The 16,716-nt window shown below is 72.6% G+C and carries 16 protein-coding genes and 1 pseudogene; 7 read left to right on the top strand and 10 right to left on the bottom strand.

Annotation, left to right across the window (positions count from 1 at the left end):
- Positions 1–6: 6 nt before the first annotated feature.
- The 4 genes from ABEA10_RS32145 to ABEA10_RS32130 all read right to left on the bottom strand — a co-directional run bounded on the left by ABEA10_RS32145 (position 7) and on the right by ABEA10_RS32130 (position 5,826).
- Positions 7–258: an EndoU domain-containing protein gene (locus ABEA10_RS32145; protein WP_345470328.1), complete on the bottom strand. Its 252-nt coding sequence runs from the start codon at positions 256–258 to the stop codon at positions 7–9.
- Between the two features lie 42 nt (positions 259–300).
- The gene (locus tag ABEA10_RS32140; RefSeq protein ID WP_345470326.1) at positions 301–3,561 is read right to left on the bottom strand and encodes an error-prone DNA polymerase; all 3,261 of its coding nucleotides are present in this window, start codon (positions 3,559–3,561) and stop codon (positions 301–303) included.
- A 133-nt stretch (positions 3,562–3,694) separates the two neighbouring features.
- On the bottom strand, positions 3,695–5,236 hold the full coding sequence (locus tag ABEA10_RS32135; RefSeq protein ID WP_345470324.1) for a DNA polymerase Y family protein: 1,542 nt from the start codon (positions 5,234–5,236) through the stop codon (positions 3,695–3,697).
- Positions 5,233–5,826, bottom strand: a complete 594-nt coding sequence (locus ABEA10_RS32130; protein ID WP_345470323.1) for a hypothetical protein — start codon at positions 5,824–5,826, stop codon at positions 5,233–5,235. The genes ABEA10_RS32135 and ABEA10_RS32130 overlap by 4 nt, the downstream gene beginning before the upstream one ends.
- 162 nt (positions 5,827–5,988) lie before the next feature.
- On the opposite strand from ABEA10_RS32130, the pseudogene ABEA10_RS32125 reads away from it, so the two are divergent.
- The 3 genes and pseudogenes from ABEA10_RS32125 to ABEA10_RS32115 all read left to right on the top strand — a co-directional run.
- Positions 5,989–6,351, top strand: a pseudogene (locus ABEA10_RS32125) (phosphotransferase); the annotation flags it as partial.
- Positions 6,352–6,448: 97 nt separating this feature from the next.
- On the top strand, positions 6,449–6,595 hold the full coding sequence (locus tag ABEA10_RS32120; RefSeq protein ID WP_345470461.1) for a phosphotransferase: 147 nt from the start codon (positions 6,449–6,451) through the stop codon (positions 6,593–6,595).
- A 371-nt stretch (positions 6,596–6,966) separates the two neighbouring features.
- Positions 6,967–7,536 (top strand): DUF1444 family protein, encoded by a 570-nt coding sequence (locus ABEA10_RS32115; protein WP_345470321.1) that lies wholly within the window; start codon positions 6,967–6,969, stop codon positions 7,534–7,536.
- Positions 7,537–7,558: 22 nt separating this feature from the next.
- Here the strand turns inward: ABEA10_RS32115 and ABEA10_RS32110 are convergent, their stop codons facing one another.
- On the bottom strand, positions 7,559–8,398 hold the full coding sequence (locus ABEA10_RS32110; protein ID WP_345470319.1) for an LLM class flavin-dependent oxidoreductase: 840 nt from the start codon (positions 8,396–8,398) through the stop codon (positions 7,559–7,561).
- A gap of 153 nt (positions 8,399–8,551) precedes the next feature.
- Positions 8,552–9,310 (bottom strand): class I SAM-dependent methyltransferase, encoded by a 759-nt coding sequence (locus ABEA10_RS32105; RefSeq protein ID WP_345470317.1) that lies wholly within the window; start codon positions 9,308–9,310, stop codon positions 8,552–8,554.
- An 88-nt stretch (positions 9,311–9,398) separates the two neighbouring features.
- Between ABEA10_RS32105 and ABEA10_RS32100 the strand changes: the two genes are divergently transcribed.
- Together ABEA10_RS32100 and ABEA10_RS32095 are read left to right on the top strand one after the other, a co-directional pair.
- Positions 9,399–9,932 (top strand): CGNR zinc finger domain-containing protein, encoded by a 534-nt coding sequence (locus ABEA10_RS32100; protein ID WP_345470316.1) that lies wholly within the window; start codon positions 9,399–9,401, stop codon positions 9,930–9,932.
- A 163-nt stretch (positions 9,933–10,095) separates the two neighbouring features.
- The gene (locus tag ABEA10_RS32095; protein ID WP_345470315.1) at positions 10,096–12,234 is read left to right on the top strand and encodes an NEW3 domain-containing protein; all 2,139 of its coding nucleotides are present in this window, start codon (positions 10,096–10,098) and stop codon (positions 12,232–12,234) included.
- A 105-nt stretch (positions 12,235–12,339) separates the two neighbouring features.
- On the opposite strand, the gene ABEA10_RS32090 is transcribed toward ABEA10_RS32095, so the two are convergent.
- Positions 12,340–13,191: a helix-turn-helix transcriptional regulator gene (locus tag ABEA10_RS32090; protein ID WP_345470314.1), complete on the bottom strand. Its 852-nt coding sequence runs from the start codon at positions 13,189–13,191 to the stop codon at positions 12,340–12,342.
- 119 nt (positions 13,192–13,310) lie between these two features.
- Here ABEA10_RS32090 and ABEA10_RS32085 point away from each other — a divergent pair, with 119 nt between their 5' ends.
- On the top strand, positions 13,311–14,087 hold the full coding sequence (locus tag ABEA10_RS32085) for an NAD(P)H-dependent oxidoreductase (RefSeq protein ID WP_345470312.1): 777 nt from the start codon (positions 13,311–13,313) through the stop codon (positions 14,085–14,087).
- On the opposite strand, the gene ABEA10_RS32080 is transcribed toward ABEA10_RS32085, so the two are convergent.
- Both ABEA10_RS32080 and ABEA10_RS32075 read right to left on the bottom strand, forming a co-directional pair.
- Complete coding sequence (locus ABEA10_RS32080) at positions 14,065–14,559, bottom strand: anthrone oxygenase family protein (protein WP_345470310.1); 495 nt, start codon at positions 14,557–14,559, stop codon at positions 14,065–14,067. The two genes, ABEA10_RS32085 and ABEA10_RS32080, sit on opposite strands and share 23 nt — an antisense overlap.
- Before the next feature lie 150 nt (positions 14,560–14,709).
- The gene (locus ABEA10_RS32075; RefSeq protein WP_345470308.1) at positions 14,710–14,874 is read right to left on the bottom strand and encodes a hypothetical protein; all 165 of its coding nucleotides are present in this window, start codon (positions 14,872–14,874) and stop codon (positions 14,710–14,712) included.
- Between the two features lie 166 nt (positions 14,875–15,040).
- Here ABEA10_RS32075 and ABEA10_RS32070 point away from each other — a divergent pair, with 166 nt between their 5' ends.
- Positions 15,041–15,988: an AraC family transcriptional regulator gene (locus ABEA10_RS32070; protein ID WP_345470306.1), complete on the top strand. Its 948-nt coding sequence runs from the start codon at positions 15,041–15,043 to the stop codon at positions 15,986–15,988.
- Here the strand turns inward: ABEA10_RS32070 and ABEA10_RS32065 are convergent.
- Complete coding sequence (locus tag ABEA10_RS32065) at positions 15,951–16,685, bottom strand: HAD family hydrolase (RefSeq protein WP_345470305.1); 735 nt, start codon at positions 16,683–16,685, stop codon at positions 15,951–15,953. The genes ABEA10_RS32070 and ABEA10_RS32065 overlap by 38 nt on opposite strands.
- Between the last annotated feature and the right edge of the window lie 31 nt (positions 16,686–16,716).

Below are 16,716 nucleotides of genomic sequence, written 5' to 3'. Positions count from 1 at the left end.
ACCCTCTCAGCGGTTTCTGGTATTGGGGATGGGATGCCCGTTGGCAAAGGCCTCGTGAATGGTGTGCGCGACATACTGGGGCGTCCAGTTGTCGGGAAAGAATGAGTTCTCGGTTGGTTTGCTCACCCACTGCCCGTCCGGCGCCTTCATCTCAATGCGCGCGGCGTAACAGCCGTTGACGTCCTTCCGGACGACCTGGCTGACCCGGCGATCCGTCGCGTCCTGGCCCACGAACCGGTGATGCCATCCGCTCGCCACCCAGTTGCACCCTACCGAAATGGCGATTTCTTGAAAGTGGTCTTATCGGAAGTCGCGGCTGCGTGTCATCGTGGTCACGGGGAGGCGTCGCAGGCGGGTGGCGACCAGATTCGTGGCGCCGTCGTGGCGTTCGAGACGCGCGTGGACGATCATCGCCTGGGCCTGGAAGGCCATGGTCCGGTAGCGCTCCCAGATCTGGGGGCGGCAGACGACGTTGGCCATCCCGGTCTCGTCCTCCAGGTTGAAGAAGATCACCCCACCCGCCGTCCCCGGGCGCTGCCGGTGGGTCACCACGCCGGCGACCACGATGTTCGTCTCGCCGGGTACGTCGGCGAGTGCGCCCAGGGGGACCACGTCGCGCTCATCGAGCAGATGCCGTACGTGGGCGATCGGGTGATGCCCCGCCGTGCCGGTGGCCCACAGGTCGGCGATGGTCTCCTCGATCGGGGTCATGGCGGGCAGTTCGGGAGCGGACGTGCCCGGCGTCGTGCCCGGCAGCCGTTCGGCGCGCCAGGACGACGAGGCCGGGGGAGTGGCACCGCGCGAGAGCGCGCCCGCCGCCCACAGCGCCTCACGGCGGCCGAGGCCGAAGCAGCCGAACGCACCCGCGGTGGCGAGGGCCTCCAGGGCCGCGGTGGGCAGCGGCACCCGCCGGACCAGGTCCTCCAGGCTCTCGTACGGCCGTCCGGCGGCGATCCGTTCCGCGCCCTCGGCCCCGAGGCCCCGTACGTACTCCAGGCCCACCCGGACCGCAGGCTGCTCGGCGGAGGGCGAGTGCGGGGACCCGCCGGCGGGGGCGTACGGGCCCTCGAGCGTCGCCTTGGCCGCGCTCGCGTTCACGTCCACGCCGAGGACGCGGACCCCGTGCCTCCGCGCGTCGCCGATCAGGGTCTGCGGAGCGTAGAAGCCCATCGGCTGGTTGGCCAGCAGCGCCGCGGTGAACGCCGCGGGGTAGTGCCGTTTGAGGTACGCGCTGGCGTACACGAGATGGGCGAAGCTCTGCGCGTGCGACTCGGGGAAGCCGAAGCTCGCGAAACCGAGGATCTTGGTGTAGACCTCCTCGGCGATCTCACCGGAGATGCCGCGCTCGGCCATGCCGGTCAGCAGGCGTTCGCGGAGCTTCTCGATGCGCTCGGGCGCGCGCTTGGCGCTCATCGCCTGCCGCAGCGCGTCCGACTCCGCCGGGGTGAACCCCGCGCAGTCCACGGCGAGCTGCATCATCTGCTCCTGGAACAGCGGCACGCCCATGGTGCGCGACAGGGCGTTCCGCATGAGCGGGTGCGGGATGTCGGGCGGCTCCTGCCCGCTCCGGCGGCGCAGGTACGGATGGACCGACCCGCCCTGGATCGGCCCGGGCCGGATCAGCGCGACCTCCACGACCAGGTCGTAGAAGCGGTCGGGCTTGAGCCGGGGGAGCGTGGCCATCTGGGCGCGCGACTCGACCTGGAACACCCCGACCGTGTCGGCGTCGCGCAGCATGGCGTACACGTCGGGGTCCTCTTCGGGGATGTTGTGCAGGTCGAAGCGGCGGTCGTGGAAGGCGGCCACGAGGTCGAACGTGTCGTGCAGCACCGACAGCATGCCGAGCCCGAGCAGATCGAACTTGACCAGTCCCTCGGCGGCGCAGTCGTCCTTGTCCCACTGCAGCACGGTGCGGCCCGGCATGCGGGCCCACTCGACCGGGCAGACCTCCCCGATCGGCCGGTCGCAGATGACCATGCCGCCCGAGTGGATACCGAGGTGACGCGGCAGGCGCTGCATCCGGTCGGCCAGCGCGGTGACCGCCTCCGGGATGCCGTCCGGCGGCAGCGGCTCGTGCGGGGAGAGCTGCCGCGACCAGGCGTCCTGCTGGCCGGGGGAGAAGCCGAGGGCGCGCGCCGCGTCGCGTACGGCCATGCGGGGCCGGTAGCTGATCACGTTGGCGACCTGCGCGGCGCGGTCCCGGCCGTACTTCTCATAGACGTGCTGGATGACCTCCTCGCGGCGGCGGTGCTCGATGTCCAGGTCGATGTCGGGCGGCCCGTCGCGGCCGGGCGACAGGAACCGCTCGAACAGCAGGTTGTGCTTGACCGCGTCGACCCCGGTGATGCCGAGGGCGAAACAGACCGCGGAGTTGGCCGCCGAGCCGCGGCCCTGGCACAGGATGTCGGCGTCGCGGCAGAACTCCACGATCTCCTGGACGATCAGGAAGTAGCCGGGGAAGCCGAGGCCGTCGATGACGTTCAGCTCCTCGTCGATCTGCCGGTACGCCCGGCGCGCCCGCCGCCGGGGCCCGTACCGCTCGGCGGCGCCCTCGGCGACGAGGTGCCGCAGCCAGGTCGACTCGGTGTGTCCCTCGGGCACGAGCCAGTCCGGCAGGTCGGGCGCGACCAGTTTCAGGTCGAAGACGCAGGACCGGGCCAGCTCGACGGTGCGCTCGACCACACCGGGGAACCGCGCCGTCCGCGCCCGCATCTCCCGCGCCGACCGCAGGTGCGCGGTGCCCGTGGCCGGCAGCCAGGACTCCAGGTCGTCCAGCCCCCGACGGGCGCGTACGGCGGCGAGCGCCTCGGCGAGCGACGCGTCCTTCGGCGCGGCGTAGTGCACGTTGTTCGAGGCGACGACGCCGATCCTGTGCCTTTCCGCGAGGTCGTACAGGGCGTCGTTGCGCGCGTCGTCCAGGGGCTGGTCGTGGTCGATCAGCTCGGCGTAGACGTTCTCCCGCCCGAACATCTCGATCAGCGTGCGCAGCCCCGCCTCCCGGTCGTCGCCGCCGTGCACCAGGCTCTTGCGGCAGCCGGTGAGCACCGCCCAGTGCCCGCCGTGCGCGTCCGCCAGGTCGGCCAGGTCGTAGACCGGCCTGCCCTTCTCGCCACCGGCGAGCTGCGCGCGGCTGATCGCGCCGCTCAGCCGCCCGTACCCCTCGGCGTCCCGGGCCAGCACCAGCAGGTGCCGCCCACCGGGGTCGGGCTCGCCCTGTTTCGCCGGCAGGTCGAGGCTCAGCTCCGCGCCGAAGATCGTGCCGACGCCGGTGCCCTTGGCGGCCTCCTTGAGCTGCACCGCCCCGTACATGCCGTCGTGGTCGGTCACGGCCACGGCCTCCACGTCGAGCCGGATCGCCTCGTCGATCAGCTCGCGGGGGCTGGAGGCGCCGTCGAGGAAGCTGTAGGAGGAGTGACAGTGCAGCTCCGCCCAGCCGCCTGGGCCTTCACGCCGCCGCGCCGGAACCACCGGCGGCGGCGCGGCCGCCTTCGGCTCACGGCCGCCCCACGACAACCGCCGCTCGAACTCCCGCCACGGAATGTCCGGGTTGTTCCAGCCCATCGGGTCACTCGCCCTCTTCGTTCGCTCCAGTTCATTGGGTCACTCGCCCTCTTCGTTCGCTCCGCGGACGAGCTCGTTCCTCGCCCGTCCACTCCGCTCACTCATCGGGGTCGCTCCAGCCCATTCGGATCCCCTACGCGTATCCGGCTTCGACGTGCCAGTGGCCGCCCTCGAAGACGAGCAGGTGGGCCCGGTCGTCGCCGGTGACGACCTGGAACCGGGCCCGGCGGTGCGCGCGGGCCGGGTCCCACCAGCGTTCGCGGGCCGGCCAGGGGCCCGCCCACGCCGTCACCAGGTGACGGCGCCCGGCGATCTCCACCTCGTGCGGCGGCGCGGACACCGCGCACCGGGCGTCCACCAGGACGGGCGAGCCGTCGGCGTCGGTCACCGTCGCGGGCAGCGGCTCGGGGTGGACGACGGCCGGCGGCGGGTCGGGGACGCGGCCCGGCCACGGCCCCTCGGCGGCCGGTTCCGGCGGCAGGTCGCCGAAGGGCACCCGGACGACGCGTTCGCCCGGCCCGCGCCCGCCGGCCGGGAACGGCCGGGTGATCGCCTGGTGGCCGAGCATCGCCTGGACCCGCGCCGCGGCGCGGGCGATCTGGTCGGAGACCGTGGCCTCACCCCACAGGGCCTCCTGCCGTCCGTCGTCGGCGACGAGCTGGTCGGGCAGGAGCCGCAGCAGCACGACGCCGCCCTCCTGGCCGTCCTCGCCCTGGGTCTCCCAGGACGAGAGCTGCCAGCGGACCCGTTCGGCGACGGCGAGGGCGGACAGCGCCCCGTCGTGCCGCCAGAGCCGGGTCAGCGTACGGCCGTCGGCGCCGGTCACCTCGACCCCGACGCGGACGCAGGTCAGCGCCTCGGCGGCGAGCGCCTCATGCAGCCGTTCGGCGAGGGACTTGGCGGCGAAGACGACCTGTTCGGCGGCCACGGCGGGCGGGTCGAACTCCGTCGACACGCTCAGGTCGGCGAGCGGCGGCCGCGGGGCCGGCGGCCGGGGGTACAGCCCGCGGGCCAGCCGGTGCGCCCGTATCTCGTCGACGCCGAAACGAGCCGTCACGTCGCGTACCGGCAGTGCCGCGAACGCGCCGAGCGTGCGGATGCCGAGCCGGGAGAGCAGGCCGGTGAGCTCGGGCCGGCCGAGGACGCTCACCGGGTACGGGGCGAGGAAGGCGGGTGTCCCGCCCGGGGGCACGACGACGCCGCCCTCACCGGCCCGCGCCGCCAGCTCCGCCGCGAACAGGCCGTCGGCGATGCCCGCACCGCAGTCGAAGCCCTGCTCGACGACGGTGTCCTGCACGTGGACCCGCAGCGACTCCTCGTCGCCGGCCCCCGTCGTACCGCCGCCGTGGTAGCGGGCCGCGCCGCGAACCGGGATCGCGCAGATCCCCGGGCGTACGACCTCGACCCACGGGGTGACGCCGGAGACGGCCGCCGCCACCGACTCGAAGAGCCGCCCCTCGGCGTCGGTGTCCCGGTCGCGTACGACGAGCTCGGGGCAGTGCCGCTGCGCGTCCCGCACCCGCTGCCCGCGCCGTACACCCGAGGCGCGCGCCGCCGCCGAGCACGCCTCGACCTGGGCGCCGGAGACGACGGCGGCGGGGGTGGCGGCGTCCAGTCCGATCGCGGTGACCGGCCAGTCGGGACACCAGACCACGAGAGCGCGCGGCGGAATCACCCGGCCACCGCCACCGGGGCGCGGGACGGTGTCTCCGGGATCGCCTCCGGGATCTCCGCGGCGGGGGCGACGGTGCCGTCCGGCGCGGGGAGCCAGAGCCAGACCCGCCGGCCGGGACCCGCGGCGCCGCGGCCCGAGGAGACCACCAGGGCACGGCGGCCGCGCAGGTGCCCGGTGCCGGTGCCGAGCCCGGACCAGTGCCCCTCCTCGACGCGGAGCCGGAGGTTCGCCCCCTCCCAGGGCCCGGTCACGACCAGCGCGCACCCGTTACGGCGGGCCAGCGCGGTCAGCCGGCGCACCACCTGAGGGGCCGGCCGGTCCGGGGGCCGGGTGAGCACCAGCGCGCAGCCGTCGGTCAGCGCCGCGACGACGTCGGCCCACCGCCGGCCCGGATCGTCCACGAGCAGAACCCTCATCGGGTCGCCCCCCATCGACGCGGCGGCGGGAATGTGCGCCTCCGGCAGCCCGACGACGGCACACCACCGCTCCTCCAGACCGGCCGTCAACGCCAGGGCGAGAGCGGGCGAACCCTCGACCACGGTGACCGACCCCGGCCGCAGCCCACCCTCGGGAACCACCTCGTGCAACACGGGCAGCACCGGCACCAACGCAGGTCGTGACAGAGTCGACAATCCCTCTGTGACCTGCGTCGATAGCTCACTCACGCGACCATCATCGAACAAAGGTTCGAGCTAAATCAAGTTCGTGGGTGCTGGCTTCCCAGGCAGACGCCGGCGATCGGAGGCTCATCCATGGACGAGCCCGGGTTCGAGCAGGACCTGGTACGAGCGCTGCTGCGGGAACAGCATCCGGATCTCGCCGACCTCGAACTCCGCGATGTCGTCGGTGGCTGGGACAACCAGCAGTGGCGCCTCGGGGCGGAGCCGGCCGTGCGCCTGCCGCGCACCGAGCGCGCCCCGGCTCTGCTGCGCACCGAGCAGAAGTGGCCGCCCGTTCTGGCCGAGCGCCTGCCGCTGCCGACGCCCGCCCCGGTGCGCGTCGGCGAACCTTCGGCCCTGTTCGGGCACACCTGGACGATCATGCGCTGGGTCGAGGGCGAGCCGGCGGACCGAGCGCCGATCACCCGCGCCGACGCGGCCGAGACCCTCGCGGGTTTTCTCCGGGCCCTGCATCGGCGGGCCCCGCGGAAGCCCCGGCCGGCTCCACGCGCGGCATCCCGCCGGCGGGGATACGGGACGGGTTCACCAGGGCGTGGAGGTCGTGGCCGGCGACGCGAGCGCCGATGCCGCCCGAGAGATCTGGGAGAAGGCCGTCGCGGCGCCCGCGTGGGGCGGGGCGCCGACCTGGCTGCACGGCGATCTGCATCCCGCGAACGTGGTCGTGCGGCGCTGCACCTGATCAGCATCGGACGCAACGGCAGGCTCGGTCTCCCCGGGGGCAAACCGACGTGGGAACCGGCAGGCCGAGCCGCGCTCGAACGCGCCCTGGCCGTGAACTGACGCGCAGACCACGTCGATCGATCGTGCCTCCTGCCCGAGACGTCGCAGTCCTCGCAACGCCGAGGAGCGCTGGAAACCTCGCCGGCTTCGGCTGGGAACTTCACAGGTCATAACAGCTCATCCGCCGGCTGCCGCCGGGAGCCGTATCGTCTCCGCGAACCCGGCGGACGCGGCGTGCGCCGAGCGACGCGACGGGCGGTGCGCGACGGGACCCGGTCCGTTAGGGTTCGCCCGGTCGCGACACGGCGACCCGGACGAACGGAGCGCCGGATGAACGTCACGAGCGACGGGAAGACCCCCGAGGCCTCGCCGCGGGACTCCTCGTTGGTCCTGCCTCTCATCAAGCGAGCCGAGCCGCCGTCCGGCGACCCGGTCTCCCTGCCGGACCCTCCGGTCATGGAACACCTGGTGGGTGACCTGTTCGTCGCTTACGTGCTGGACCTGCCGGACATGTTCCAGTACGTCAATGAGAGCGGCTGCGGCGACCTCGGTGTTCAGCTGGAAGAACTGCGCTCTCTCGCGGTGCACAACCTCACCCGGCGCCGTCCGAAGCCGGAGATCAGGCAGATTCCGGGGGGCGTCGGGTTCGTGCTCGACGGAGACCTCGAAGCGAGCCTGCTGCTGGTGCCCTGGCTGTGGGACCAACTCGACCCGCAGATCCCCGGCGATCTGATCGCCGCGGTGCCCACGCGGGACGTGCTCATGGTCACCGGCAGCGACGTCGATGGAGGGACGGACGCGCTCGCCGGCGGCGTCGAGCGCGTCTGGCGGGCGGCGGACCGGCGCCTGCTGTTGACCCGTGACCTGCTGACCCGCCGTGACGGCACCTGGCACGTGTGAGCCGCCCGCCCCCCCCGTACGGCTACAGCACGTCGGCGAGCCGGTCGATCTGGTCGGCGTCGCGGGCCCAGCAGTACAGCACCACCTCGTCCGCGCCCAGGTCGGTGAACGCGGTGAGCGCGTCGTGGACCTGCCGTGGCGTGGTGAGCAGGCCGACCCACCCGGGGTCGTCGAGGAACGCGTAATAGGCGCCCATCGCCTCCCGGGCGTCCTCGATCGTGCTCTCCGGGCCGAGCGCGACGTTGACCTGGGCGACCAGACGCGGCCGTCCGGCGCGGCCCGCCGCCGACCAGGAGCGCTCCACGCTGCGGAACAGCCCGTCGGCCATCGCGGGCGGCGACGCGCACAGGTAGCCGTCGCCCCAGCGGGCGACGCGTTCGAGGGCGGCCGGGGCGAAGGCGCCGATGAGCACCTCCGGGCCGCCCTCGCGGGCGGGCGCCGGGCCGATCGGACCGGCGCCCTGGCCGTACGGCTCTCCCGACCAGACCCGCCGCAGGGTCGCGAGCTGCGCGTCCAGACGGCGTCCGCGCGTACGGATGTCGGTGCCGGCCGCGAGGTGGTCGTCGGCCCGGCCGCCGACGCCGACGCCGAGCGTGAAGCGGCCACCGGACATCAGGTCCAGCGTCGCGGTCTGCTTGGCGAGGAGCGCCGTCTCGCGCAGCGGGCCGAGGAGCACCTCGGTCTGCAGGCGGATGCGCGTCGTGGCTCCGGCGAGGGCGGCGAGCGTCACGAGCGGCTCGGGATTGGCGTACACGAGACGGTCGAGCAGGCCGAGCGTCGAGAAGGGGCCGGCGTCGGCGCGCCGCGCCCACGACAGCAGCGACGGCGGATCGGTGATCGGCAGGCCGAGACCCACGTTCATGGAAGAACCTCCGGAAGGGCATGCGAACAACGGTTGTCGCCCCTCCGCCGCCGCGAACCGCGGCGGGCTCCCGTTCTGCGACGTCGTTCTCGGGGAGCACGCGGATCGCGATCATCGTATCGGACGCGCGGCGCCGGCCGGCGCGTCGTGTGGTCAGCTGCGGACGGCGCAGAGGACGCGGTTGTTCCCGTGCTGCCAGAGCGTGCCGACCTCGCCGAACCCCGCGTCGTGGAGTGCCGCGACGTGCGCCGCCAGCGTGCCGGACTCCGAGCCGTGGTGCCCGGCGGCGGCCGAACGGTCCGGGGCGAGCGCGGCCAGCGCCGGATCCGCCGCGGCGGCGTCCCACCACTGCCGCCAGTCCTCGGGCCTGTCGTCGCCGAACCGGCGATGCGTGGCGCGGTCGGCCAGGGCGCGTTCGAGCCGCCGCAACGTGGGCTCGCCGGCGTCGAGGTGGTCGCCGTTGAGGAACAGTCCGCCCGGCCGCAGCGCCGACGCCAGCTCGGTGTACGCGGTGCGGAGGGCGGGCTCGGGCAGCCAGTGCAGCGCGGTGGTGCTGACCGCCGCGTCGGCCGGACGGCCCAGCTCGAGCGCGGCCGCCCAGCCCGGTGTGCCCAGGTCGTGGTCGGCGAACCGCAGCGCCATCCGGCCGGAGTGGGCGCCCCGGCCGAGCGCGAGCAGGAGCGGGTCGGTGTCGATCGCGACGACGGTGGCCTCCGGTATGCGGTCGAGCAGCCGGGCGGACAGCGAGCCGGGCCCGCAACCGAGGTCGAGGACGAGCGGGTCCGGCCGTCCGGCGCCGGCCTCGACCGCGTCGATCAGCGCGGTGAAGCGCTCCTCGCGGTCGGGCAGGTAGCCCTCCTGCTGGCGGTCCCAGCGGGAGATCCATGCCTGTGCCACTGTGGTTGTGAGCATGTGCGACTCCTGTAACTGTCGTCGAAGATTTCGACAGTCACAAACTAGATGAAGCGGTGTAACTGGTCAAGTGAATTTCAACAGTCACATGGATCTGGTCGTCGGCATCGCCGTCGGTCTGGTGAACACGCTCACCGAAGGAGAGCGGCGGGGTCGCCCGTACACCCCGCCGGTCGGTGAGGCGCGGCGTACGGCCCTCATCGAGATCGGCGCCGGCGACCTCGGCGAGCAGGACACCACGGTCCTCGCCGAGATGGCCGTCGAGCTGCGCGCGGTCTTCACCGCGGTCGCCGACGGCGACATCGACGCCGCCGCCCACCAGGTCAACCACCTGCTCGACGTGACCCACGCGCGCCCCCACCTGAACCGCCACGACGGCGAGCCCTGGCATCTGCACTTCCACGGCGCCGGCGGCACCGTGTCCACCGACTGGGTGGCCGGCTGCGCGACCGGCCTGGCGGTGGTGCTCGGCAGTGAGTTCCACGACCGGCTGGGCGTGTGCACGGCGCCGCACTGCGACCGCGTCTACGTCGACACCTCCCGCAACGGCACCCGCCGGTTCTGCTCCACCGCCTGCCAGAACCGCGTCAAGACCGCCGCGTTCCGCGCCCGCGGCCGGTGATGCCGGCCGGGGCGCTCGCGGGCCCCGACGTCGTGGACCTGTTTTACCTGCGGCACCTTTATGTCACATCGAATGGGCCTTGACGTGCAACCGGTTGCATGGAACTTTAAGCGCAACCTACCGGCGAAAGGCGCGAATGCTCACGCCTGGAGGAGGGTGAACGATGCACTTGTTCCACTGGACCGTGTTGCCGGCCTCTTTCAAGAATCGGCTTCGGCAGCGGCTGAACATCACTTCTCCACGGGAGTGCCTGACCATCGGGAAGGTGCGGATGCTTCCGGTCGAGACCGATCCCCCCACCCGCCGCTGGATCCGCCGTGTGACCGCCGCCGCCTGCGCATTCGCCGCAGCGGTCGCGGTGACGGGCTTCGGCGCCTCGCCCGCCTCTGGTGCGACCGGCACGCCGGCCGCACCAGAGGCGAGCGGCCTGCCGCCAGGCCATGAAGTGGCCCTGTTCGACAGCACGTATCGCAGTCTTGCCGAGCGGGTCACGGCGCGCGGGTACGCGCCAACGTCGCTGGCGGGCTACTACGCGGCGATGTACACGCGGGATTCCTCCGTCAACGCGCTGGCGCTGCTGCTGGGTGGAGACGACGCGAAGGCGCGAGCGATCCTGCGTTATATCTTCCGATACAGCGCGGCGTCGGGGCAGGCACGGATGCCGCACCGGATCTACCAGGAGTCGGACACGCTGGCCGCTGCCGGTGAGCAGACAGACGTCTCCGCCCCGACGGTGAGTTTCCGGGGACCCCGCGCGCAGGCAACGCAACCGATTCCGGCGCCCGGCCTGGTCACCGCCACCGACGTGTGGCTGGACAGAACCTCCCAAGCGCGTGGGACGGTGCGCGCGACACTGCTCGCCGGTACCGGCCCGGATGCCCAGGTCGTGGATACCACCAGCATTGCCGTCTCGCAGATCCCGGCCGGCGGCGGCTGGGTGACGCTGCGGTTCCTGCCGCCGCTGTTCAGCAGCCCACCGGCGGGTGGTTACTCGCTGCGGCTTGAAGCGCCGGACACCCCGCCAGGCTCGGTGACCTGGCGCGGAGCCGCGGACGGCACGCTTTCCTACCGGGAGCGGGTCACCGATTTCAACATCTCCGGCTACGACATGTACGACGAGACCGACCAGGCCTACAGTGTGCTTCTGGTCTGGGCCCGCTACGTGCGGGCCAACCCGAGCGACCGGGCCTTCGTCGCCGAGACCTGGCCCTACGTGCGCCGCTACGCCAACTACTACCTCGACACACCCGGCTACCTCGACGCGAGCCTGGACCTGATCCGCAACCCGATCCTCGACGACGAGGGCTATCACAACACCTATGACCTGCTGACGAACGTCTTCACCTCCCAGGCGTTGCACGAACTCACCCCGATCGCTGATCGCCTCGGGGATCCGGCCGACGCCAGGCGATGGCAGTCGATCTCCGAACAGATCGAGCGGGGCATCGACACCAACCTCGTGACCACCGTTGACGGAAAGCGGATCTACGGCGAGAAGTACGAGGTCACCGAAGGCAACCGTTTCCACCCCGGCTACTCCTTCGCCAACCTCGCCCCGATCGCGGTCGACTGGTACGCCTTGGACACGCAGACCATGGCCGACACACTGCGGGCCTACCTCACCCACGAGAGCAGGGACTGGTCCGGCGTGCAGATGCCGTCCTCGATGCATGACTACGCTTTCACCGGCCACAACGACTGGGTGCTCACCAAGGGACTGGCCTGGGAATGGCGCTTCGACCAGGAGAACCGTAACCAGGACCGCATTTCGGCACTGGACGCGTTCCTGCGCCATTACTACCCGGACGAGACACAGCCGATCTCCGAGGGGTGGATCCTCGACTCCGACGAGAACCTGCGGGTCACCGACCCGGGCAACCAGGAACACGCCGGCTGGTACGCCATCGAGATGCTCGAGACCTATCCCGGGCTGCGTGGGACCGCGCGTTCGCTGAACGCGTCGATGCGCCGCACCCCGAGCCTGTACGCCACTGCACCTACCAGCGTGGTCGCAGGCACCCCGTTCACCGTCACCGCGACCCTCTACAACACCACCCGCGAACCGGTCGACTATCAGGCGCTGCGGCTACGCTCGCCCGCCGGCTGGACTGTGAGCCAACCCTCGGTAGGCGGCGGGCAACTGGCCCCGGGCGATCCGATCCCGGTCACGTGGACGGTCACTCCACCCGCCGGCGCGCCCGTCGGACCGGCGACCCTGACCGTGACGACCCGAACGACCGCCCGGCGCGGTGGTGCCCAAAGCGTGTCCGGCGGCGTCACGGTTACCGTCGCGAGGCGATGATCCACGACGGCACGCCTGTCACCAGCGCAAACGGCCCTGCTCCACCACCTGCCAGAACCACGCCAAGGCCGCCGCGTTCCGCGCCCGCGGCCGGCGAGCGACGGGTCAGCGCGGCGAGGCCGTCCACGTGCCGAGGAGCCGCAGGGCCTCCTCGGCACCGCCGTCCTCGCCGGCGTTGTACACGTGCAGCTCCTGGCCCGCCTGGCCCGCGGAGACCGGGAGCTGGAGGGTCTCATAGCGCAGGGTCAGCTCTCCGACCGCCGGATGGCGGAAGCGCTTGGTGCCGCTGCCGCACACCATCACGTCGGCGGACGCCCACAGCGCGCCGAAGTCCTCGCTGCGCACCGAGAGCTCCCCGACCAGCTCGCGCAGCCGCTCGTCGTCGGCGTGCCGGCCCGCGGCGAGCCGCAGCACCGCCACGGTCTCCCGCGCGCGCTGTTCCCAGTCGGGGAAGGTCTCCCGCGAGGCCGGGTCCAGGAACAGGTAACGCGCGTTGTTGTGGTCGCGGCGGCCATCGCCGAGCCCGCCGAACAGCTCCGAGCCCAGCCGGTTCCAGGCCAGGATGTCCTGGCGGTGCCCGGTGATCAGGGCCGGCAGGCCGTACATCGCGTCGAGGAGCCGCTGCAGCTCCGGCCGGACCCGCTCCGGGCGCCGCCGCGACGACCGGCGGACCTTCCGCGGCGCCCCGGTCAGCGCGCGCAGGTGCTCGCGTTCGGTACGGCCGAGGCCGAGCACGTCCGCGAGCGCGTCGAGGATCTCCGGGGACGGCTGCGTCGCGCGTCCCTGCTCCAGCCGTACGTAGTAGTCGACGCTGATCCCGGCGAGCTGCGCCAGCTCCTCCCGCCGCAGGCCCGGCACGCGGCGGCGCGTGCCCACCGTGATCCCCACGCTGTCGGGGGCCACCCGTGCTCGGCGTGAGCGCAGGAACGCGCCGAGCTCCCGGCCGTCGTCATCCATGCTCTTCAGTATGTGCACTTCGCGCACGTTGAACCTGGCCCTGTGAATACCAGGACACCGACGCCGATGGAAACGCCGGGTACTGGTTCCGCGCGCCGCGCGGCGCGACAACGGGATACATGAACGTTCTCATCGTCACCGCACACCCCGAGCCGCGCTCGCTCAACGGCGCGCTCACCGCGTTCGCCGCCACCGAGCTGCGCAGCGCCGGCCATGACGTCCGCGTCTCCGACCTGTACGCCATGCGTTGGCGGCCCGCCGTCGGGGCCGGGGACTTCCCCGGCCACGCCCCGGACGAGCGGCTCGACGTGATCGGTGCCTCCGGCCGCGCGTACGCCGAGGGGCGCCTGGCGCCGGAGATCGCCGCGGAGCAGGACAAGCTGCTGTGGTCCGACGCGCTCATCCTGCAGTTCCCGATGTGGTGGTTCTCGATGCCGGCCGTGCTCAAGGGCTGGGTGGACCGCGTCTTCACGCACGGGTTCGGGTACGGCGTGGGCACGAAGGGCCGGGCCCTCTACGGCGACGGCACGCTCGCCGGCCGCCGGGCCATGGTGTCACTGACCATCGGCGCCGCCGAACGGTCGTTCTCTGCCCGCGGCGTCCACGGCAGCCTGGACGAACTGCTGTTCCCGATCCAGCACGGGCTCCTCTACTACACCGGCATGGACGTGCTGCCGCCGTTCGCCGTCTGGGACTCCATCGAGGTGAGCGACGCCAGGTTCGCCGCGGTCACCGAGGCGTACGCGGAGCGGCTGCGCGGCCTGTTCACCGACGAGCCGATCGCGTACCGGCCGCTGGCGGGCGGCGACTACACGCGGACGATGGAGCTGCGCCCCGAACTGGAGCCGGGCGCCGGCGGCCTGGCGGTCCACCTCAGGCGCCACGGCCCCAGATGAACAGGCCCGCGCCGATGAAGAGCACGCTGAGCAGGCTCGACAGCGTACGTACGTGGTTCCACGCGGTCCACCGGGAGGAGTAGTCGGACCAGACGCGCGCCAGTTCCCCGGCCGACGGCCGGGCGGCGTCCAGCGCGTCGTTCATCGGGATGTTGACCGCGAAGCTCGGCACGAGCGTCCCCAGGACGTAGACCGCCGCCGCGGCGAGGAACAGCAGGCCCGCCGTGCGCTGCCCGAGGACGAGCAGCAGCACGCCCGTGACGGCGCCCGCGACCGGCATCAGCAGGAACGCCATGAGGAACAGGGGATTTTGGATCTTCACGTTGATGGCGCGCATCGCGGCGATGGCCTGGCCCGGCTTGACGGCGTCGAGCCCGATCATCACCGATATCGAGTAGGCGAAGAAGACGCCGGCCAGTGCGGCGGCGAACAGCAGCGTCGCGGTCGCGGAGACTCCCGTCAAAATCTTCATGCCGCTCAGTGAACCGCCGGCCGCGCCGCCGCGGCCATGGGCGAGACGCTCACGCGCATGTCCGTGCGTCCAGGGAGGTCATCCCGTGCGCGGGCTACCCGGCGGTCCGTTGAGCGGCCACGTCGACAGGTGATCTTCCGCTTGTGCGCGTCACTTCGGAATGAGGCCGGTCGCGGCGGCGATCCGGCTCAGGGCCCGGTGCAGGGCCGCCGCCTCGGCGGGGTCGACCGCGCTCAGCAGTTCCCCGTCGTTCTGCCGCGCCAGCGAGAGCGTCCGTTGCCGCAGTTCCCCAACCGAATGATATGGCCGCCTCACTGAATTCTCGTCGGTTCGGCGGGCTCGTCGCGCTTCTCGGGCGCGACCCGGCCACTGGGGGTGCTACCAGGCCGCGGTACGGATCCGGGAGCACCCACCGCCGGGCCGACCGCCCCGGACGACGCCGCTGACGAGCACCTGCCGACGCGACCTCTAAAGTGAGCGCATGGACCCGCTCGCGCGCATACTCGACGGGCCGAGGGCCCGCGACGCGTTCCTGCTGCGGTCGATCCTGACACCCCCGTGGTCGCTGCGGATCGAGGACCGGGCGCCGCTGACCGTGGCGTCGGTCGTGCGCGGCGAGGCGTGGCTGGTGCCCGACGACGACGCCGCCGTACGTCTCCGGCCCGGCGACGTCGCGGTCATCCGCGGTCCCCACCCGTACACGGTCGCCGACCATCCGGCCACGCCGCCCCGGGTCGTCATCCACCCCGGGCAGTGCTGCACCACGCCGGAGGGGGAGTCGCTGTCCGCGGCCATGGCACTCGGCCTGCGGACCTGGGGCGACCGTACGGATGACGAAGCCGGGGCCACCACGCTGTTCACCGGCGTCTATGAGTTCGAGGGCGAGATCAACGGGCGGCTGTCGCGGGTGCTGCCGCAGCGCATCGTCCTGCCCGCCGAGGACTGGGACTCCCCGCTGCTGCCGTTGCTGGGGGAGGAGCTGCACCGCGACGCGCCGGGCCAGCAGGCGCTGCTCGACCGGTTGCTGGACCTGCTGCTCACCGCCGTCCTGCGGGCGTGGTTCTCCCGCCCGGAGGCCGAGGTGCCGGGCTGGTACCGCGCGCAGGGCGACCCGGTGGTCGGCGCGGCGCTGCGGCTGCTGCACGACGAGCCGGCTCACCCGTGGACCGTGGCCGCGCTGGCGGCGCGGACGGGCGTCTCACGGGCCGCGCTGGCCCGGCGGTTCAGCGACCTGGTCGGCGAGCCGCCGATGACGTACCTCACCGACCTGCGCCTGGCGCTGGCCGCCGACCTGCTGCGCGAGCCGGACGCCACGGTCGCGGCGGTCGCGCGGCGGGTCGGCTACGGCAGCGCGTTCGCGCTCAGCGCCGCCTTCAAACGTGAGCGGGGGGTCAGCCCGCAGGAGCATCGCGCCGCGGCGCTCGGCTGAGGGCCTCAGCGAGCAGCGGCGCGAACCCCTCGGGGCGTTCGTGCGCCGGAAGCGGGTCGACGAAGAACGTGCGGACGCCGATCGCCTCGGCGCCGCCGTCGGCCCGCCGGTTATCGCCCACCATGAGCGTACGGGCGGGATCGGCGTCCAGGCGCGCGCAGGCGGTCTTGAACAGCACGGGGTCGGGCTTGCAGTGGCCCTCCTCGTACGACAGCAGGACGGTGTCGAACAGGGCGGCGACTCCGTGGGCGGCGAGCACGGGTCGCGGGTCCCAGCCGATGTTGCTGACCACGGCCGTGCGGATCCCGTGCTCCGTCAACGCGCGCAGGGTGGGGAGCGTGTCGGGGTAGGGCGTCCAGGCCTCGGGCAGCGTGCGGCTCTCGTACACGGCGTCGGCCAGTTCGGGCCACGGCCAGCCGGAGTGGCGGATCAGCCAGGTGTACGCGCCCCGGTGCGCGGCGGCCTCGAGATCACGTCGCTCCCAGGTGGCACGGATCTCCTCGGGGATGTCCGCCGGAAAGTTCCCGCCCGGCAGCCCGCCGGATCTTTCCAGCCGCCGGGCCCACTCGTGGATCTCCGCCTCCGTCAGCTCGATCCCGGCGTCCGCGAGCAACCCGGCCAGCCACCGGTCGGACGGGCCGGCCACCATGAGGGTTCCGGAGAAGTCGAACAGCACCGCTTCCACTGGTTCAGACATGAGGCCGGACCCTACCGCCCGTGCCCGGCGA

Source organism: Actinoallomurus oryzae (assembly GCF_039541955.1).
In the GTDB taxonomy this organism is placed as follows: domain Bacteria; phylum Actinomycetota; class Actinomycetes; order Streptosporangiales; family Streptosporangiaceae; genus Actinoallomurus; species Actinoallomurus oryzae.
Note: the sequence above shows the minus strand (reverse complement) of the source record. Positions and strands in the feature narration are given on the sequence as shown.

Bases quoted from the DNA above. Each gene is read 5' to 3' on its own strand.
- ABEA10_RS32140 (WP_345470326.1), bottom strand. From the start codon at position 3,561: ATGGGCTGGAACAACCCGGACATTCCGTGGCGGGAGTTCGAGCGGCGG.
- ABEA10_RS32115 (WP_345470321.1), top strand. From the start codon at position 6,967: ATGAACGTCACGAGCGACGGGAAGACCCCCGAGGCCTCGCCGCGGGAC.
- ABEA10_RS32110 (WP_345470319.1), bottom strand. From the start codon at position 8,398: ATGAACGTGGGTCTCGGCCTGCCGATCACCGATCCGCCGTCGCTGCTG.
- ABEA10_RS32105 (WP_345470317.1), bottom strand. From the start codon at position 9,310: ATGCTCACAACCACAGTGGCACAGGCATGGATCTCCCGCTGGGACCGC.
- ABEA10_RS32100 (WP_345470316.1), top strand. From the start codon at position 9,399: ATGGATCTGGTCGTCGGCATCGCCGTCGGTCTGGTGAACACGCTCACC.
- ABEA10_RS32095 (WP_345470315.1), top strand. From the start codon at position 10,096: ATGCACTTGTTCCACTGGACCGTGTTGCCGGCCTCTTTCAAGAATCGG.
- ABEA10_RS32090 (WP_345470314.1), bottom strand. From the start codon at position 13,191: ATGGATGACGACGGCCGGGAGCTCGGCGCGTTCCTGCGCTCACGCCGA.
- ABEA10_RS32085 (WP_345470312.1), top strand. From the start codon at position 13,311: ATGAACGTTCTCATCGTCACCGCACACCCCGAGCCGCGCTCGCTCAAC.
- ABEA10_RS32080 (WP_345470310.1), bottom strand. From the start codon at position 14,559: ATGAAGATTTTGACGGGAGTCTCCGCGACCGCGACGCTGCTGTTCGCC.
- ABEA10_RS32070 (WP_345470306.1), top strand. From the start codon at position 15,041: ATGGACCCGCTCGCGCGCATACTCGACGGGCCGAGGGCCCGCGACGCG.
- ABEA10_RS32065 (WP_345470305.1), bottom strand. From the start codon at position 16,685: ATGTCTGAACCAGTGGAAGCGGTGCTGTTCGACTTCTCCGGAACCCTC.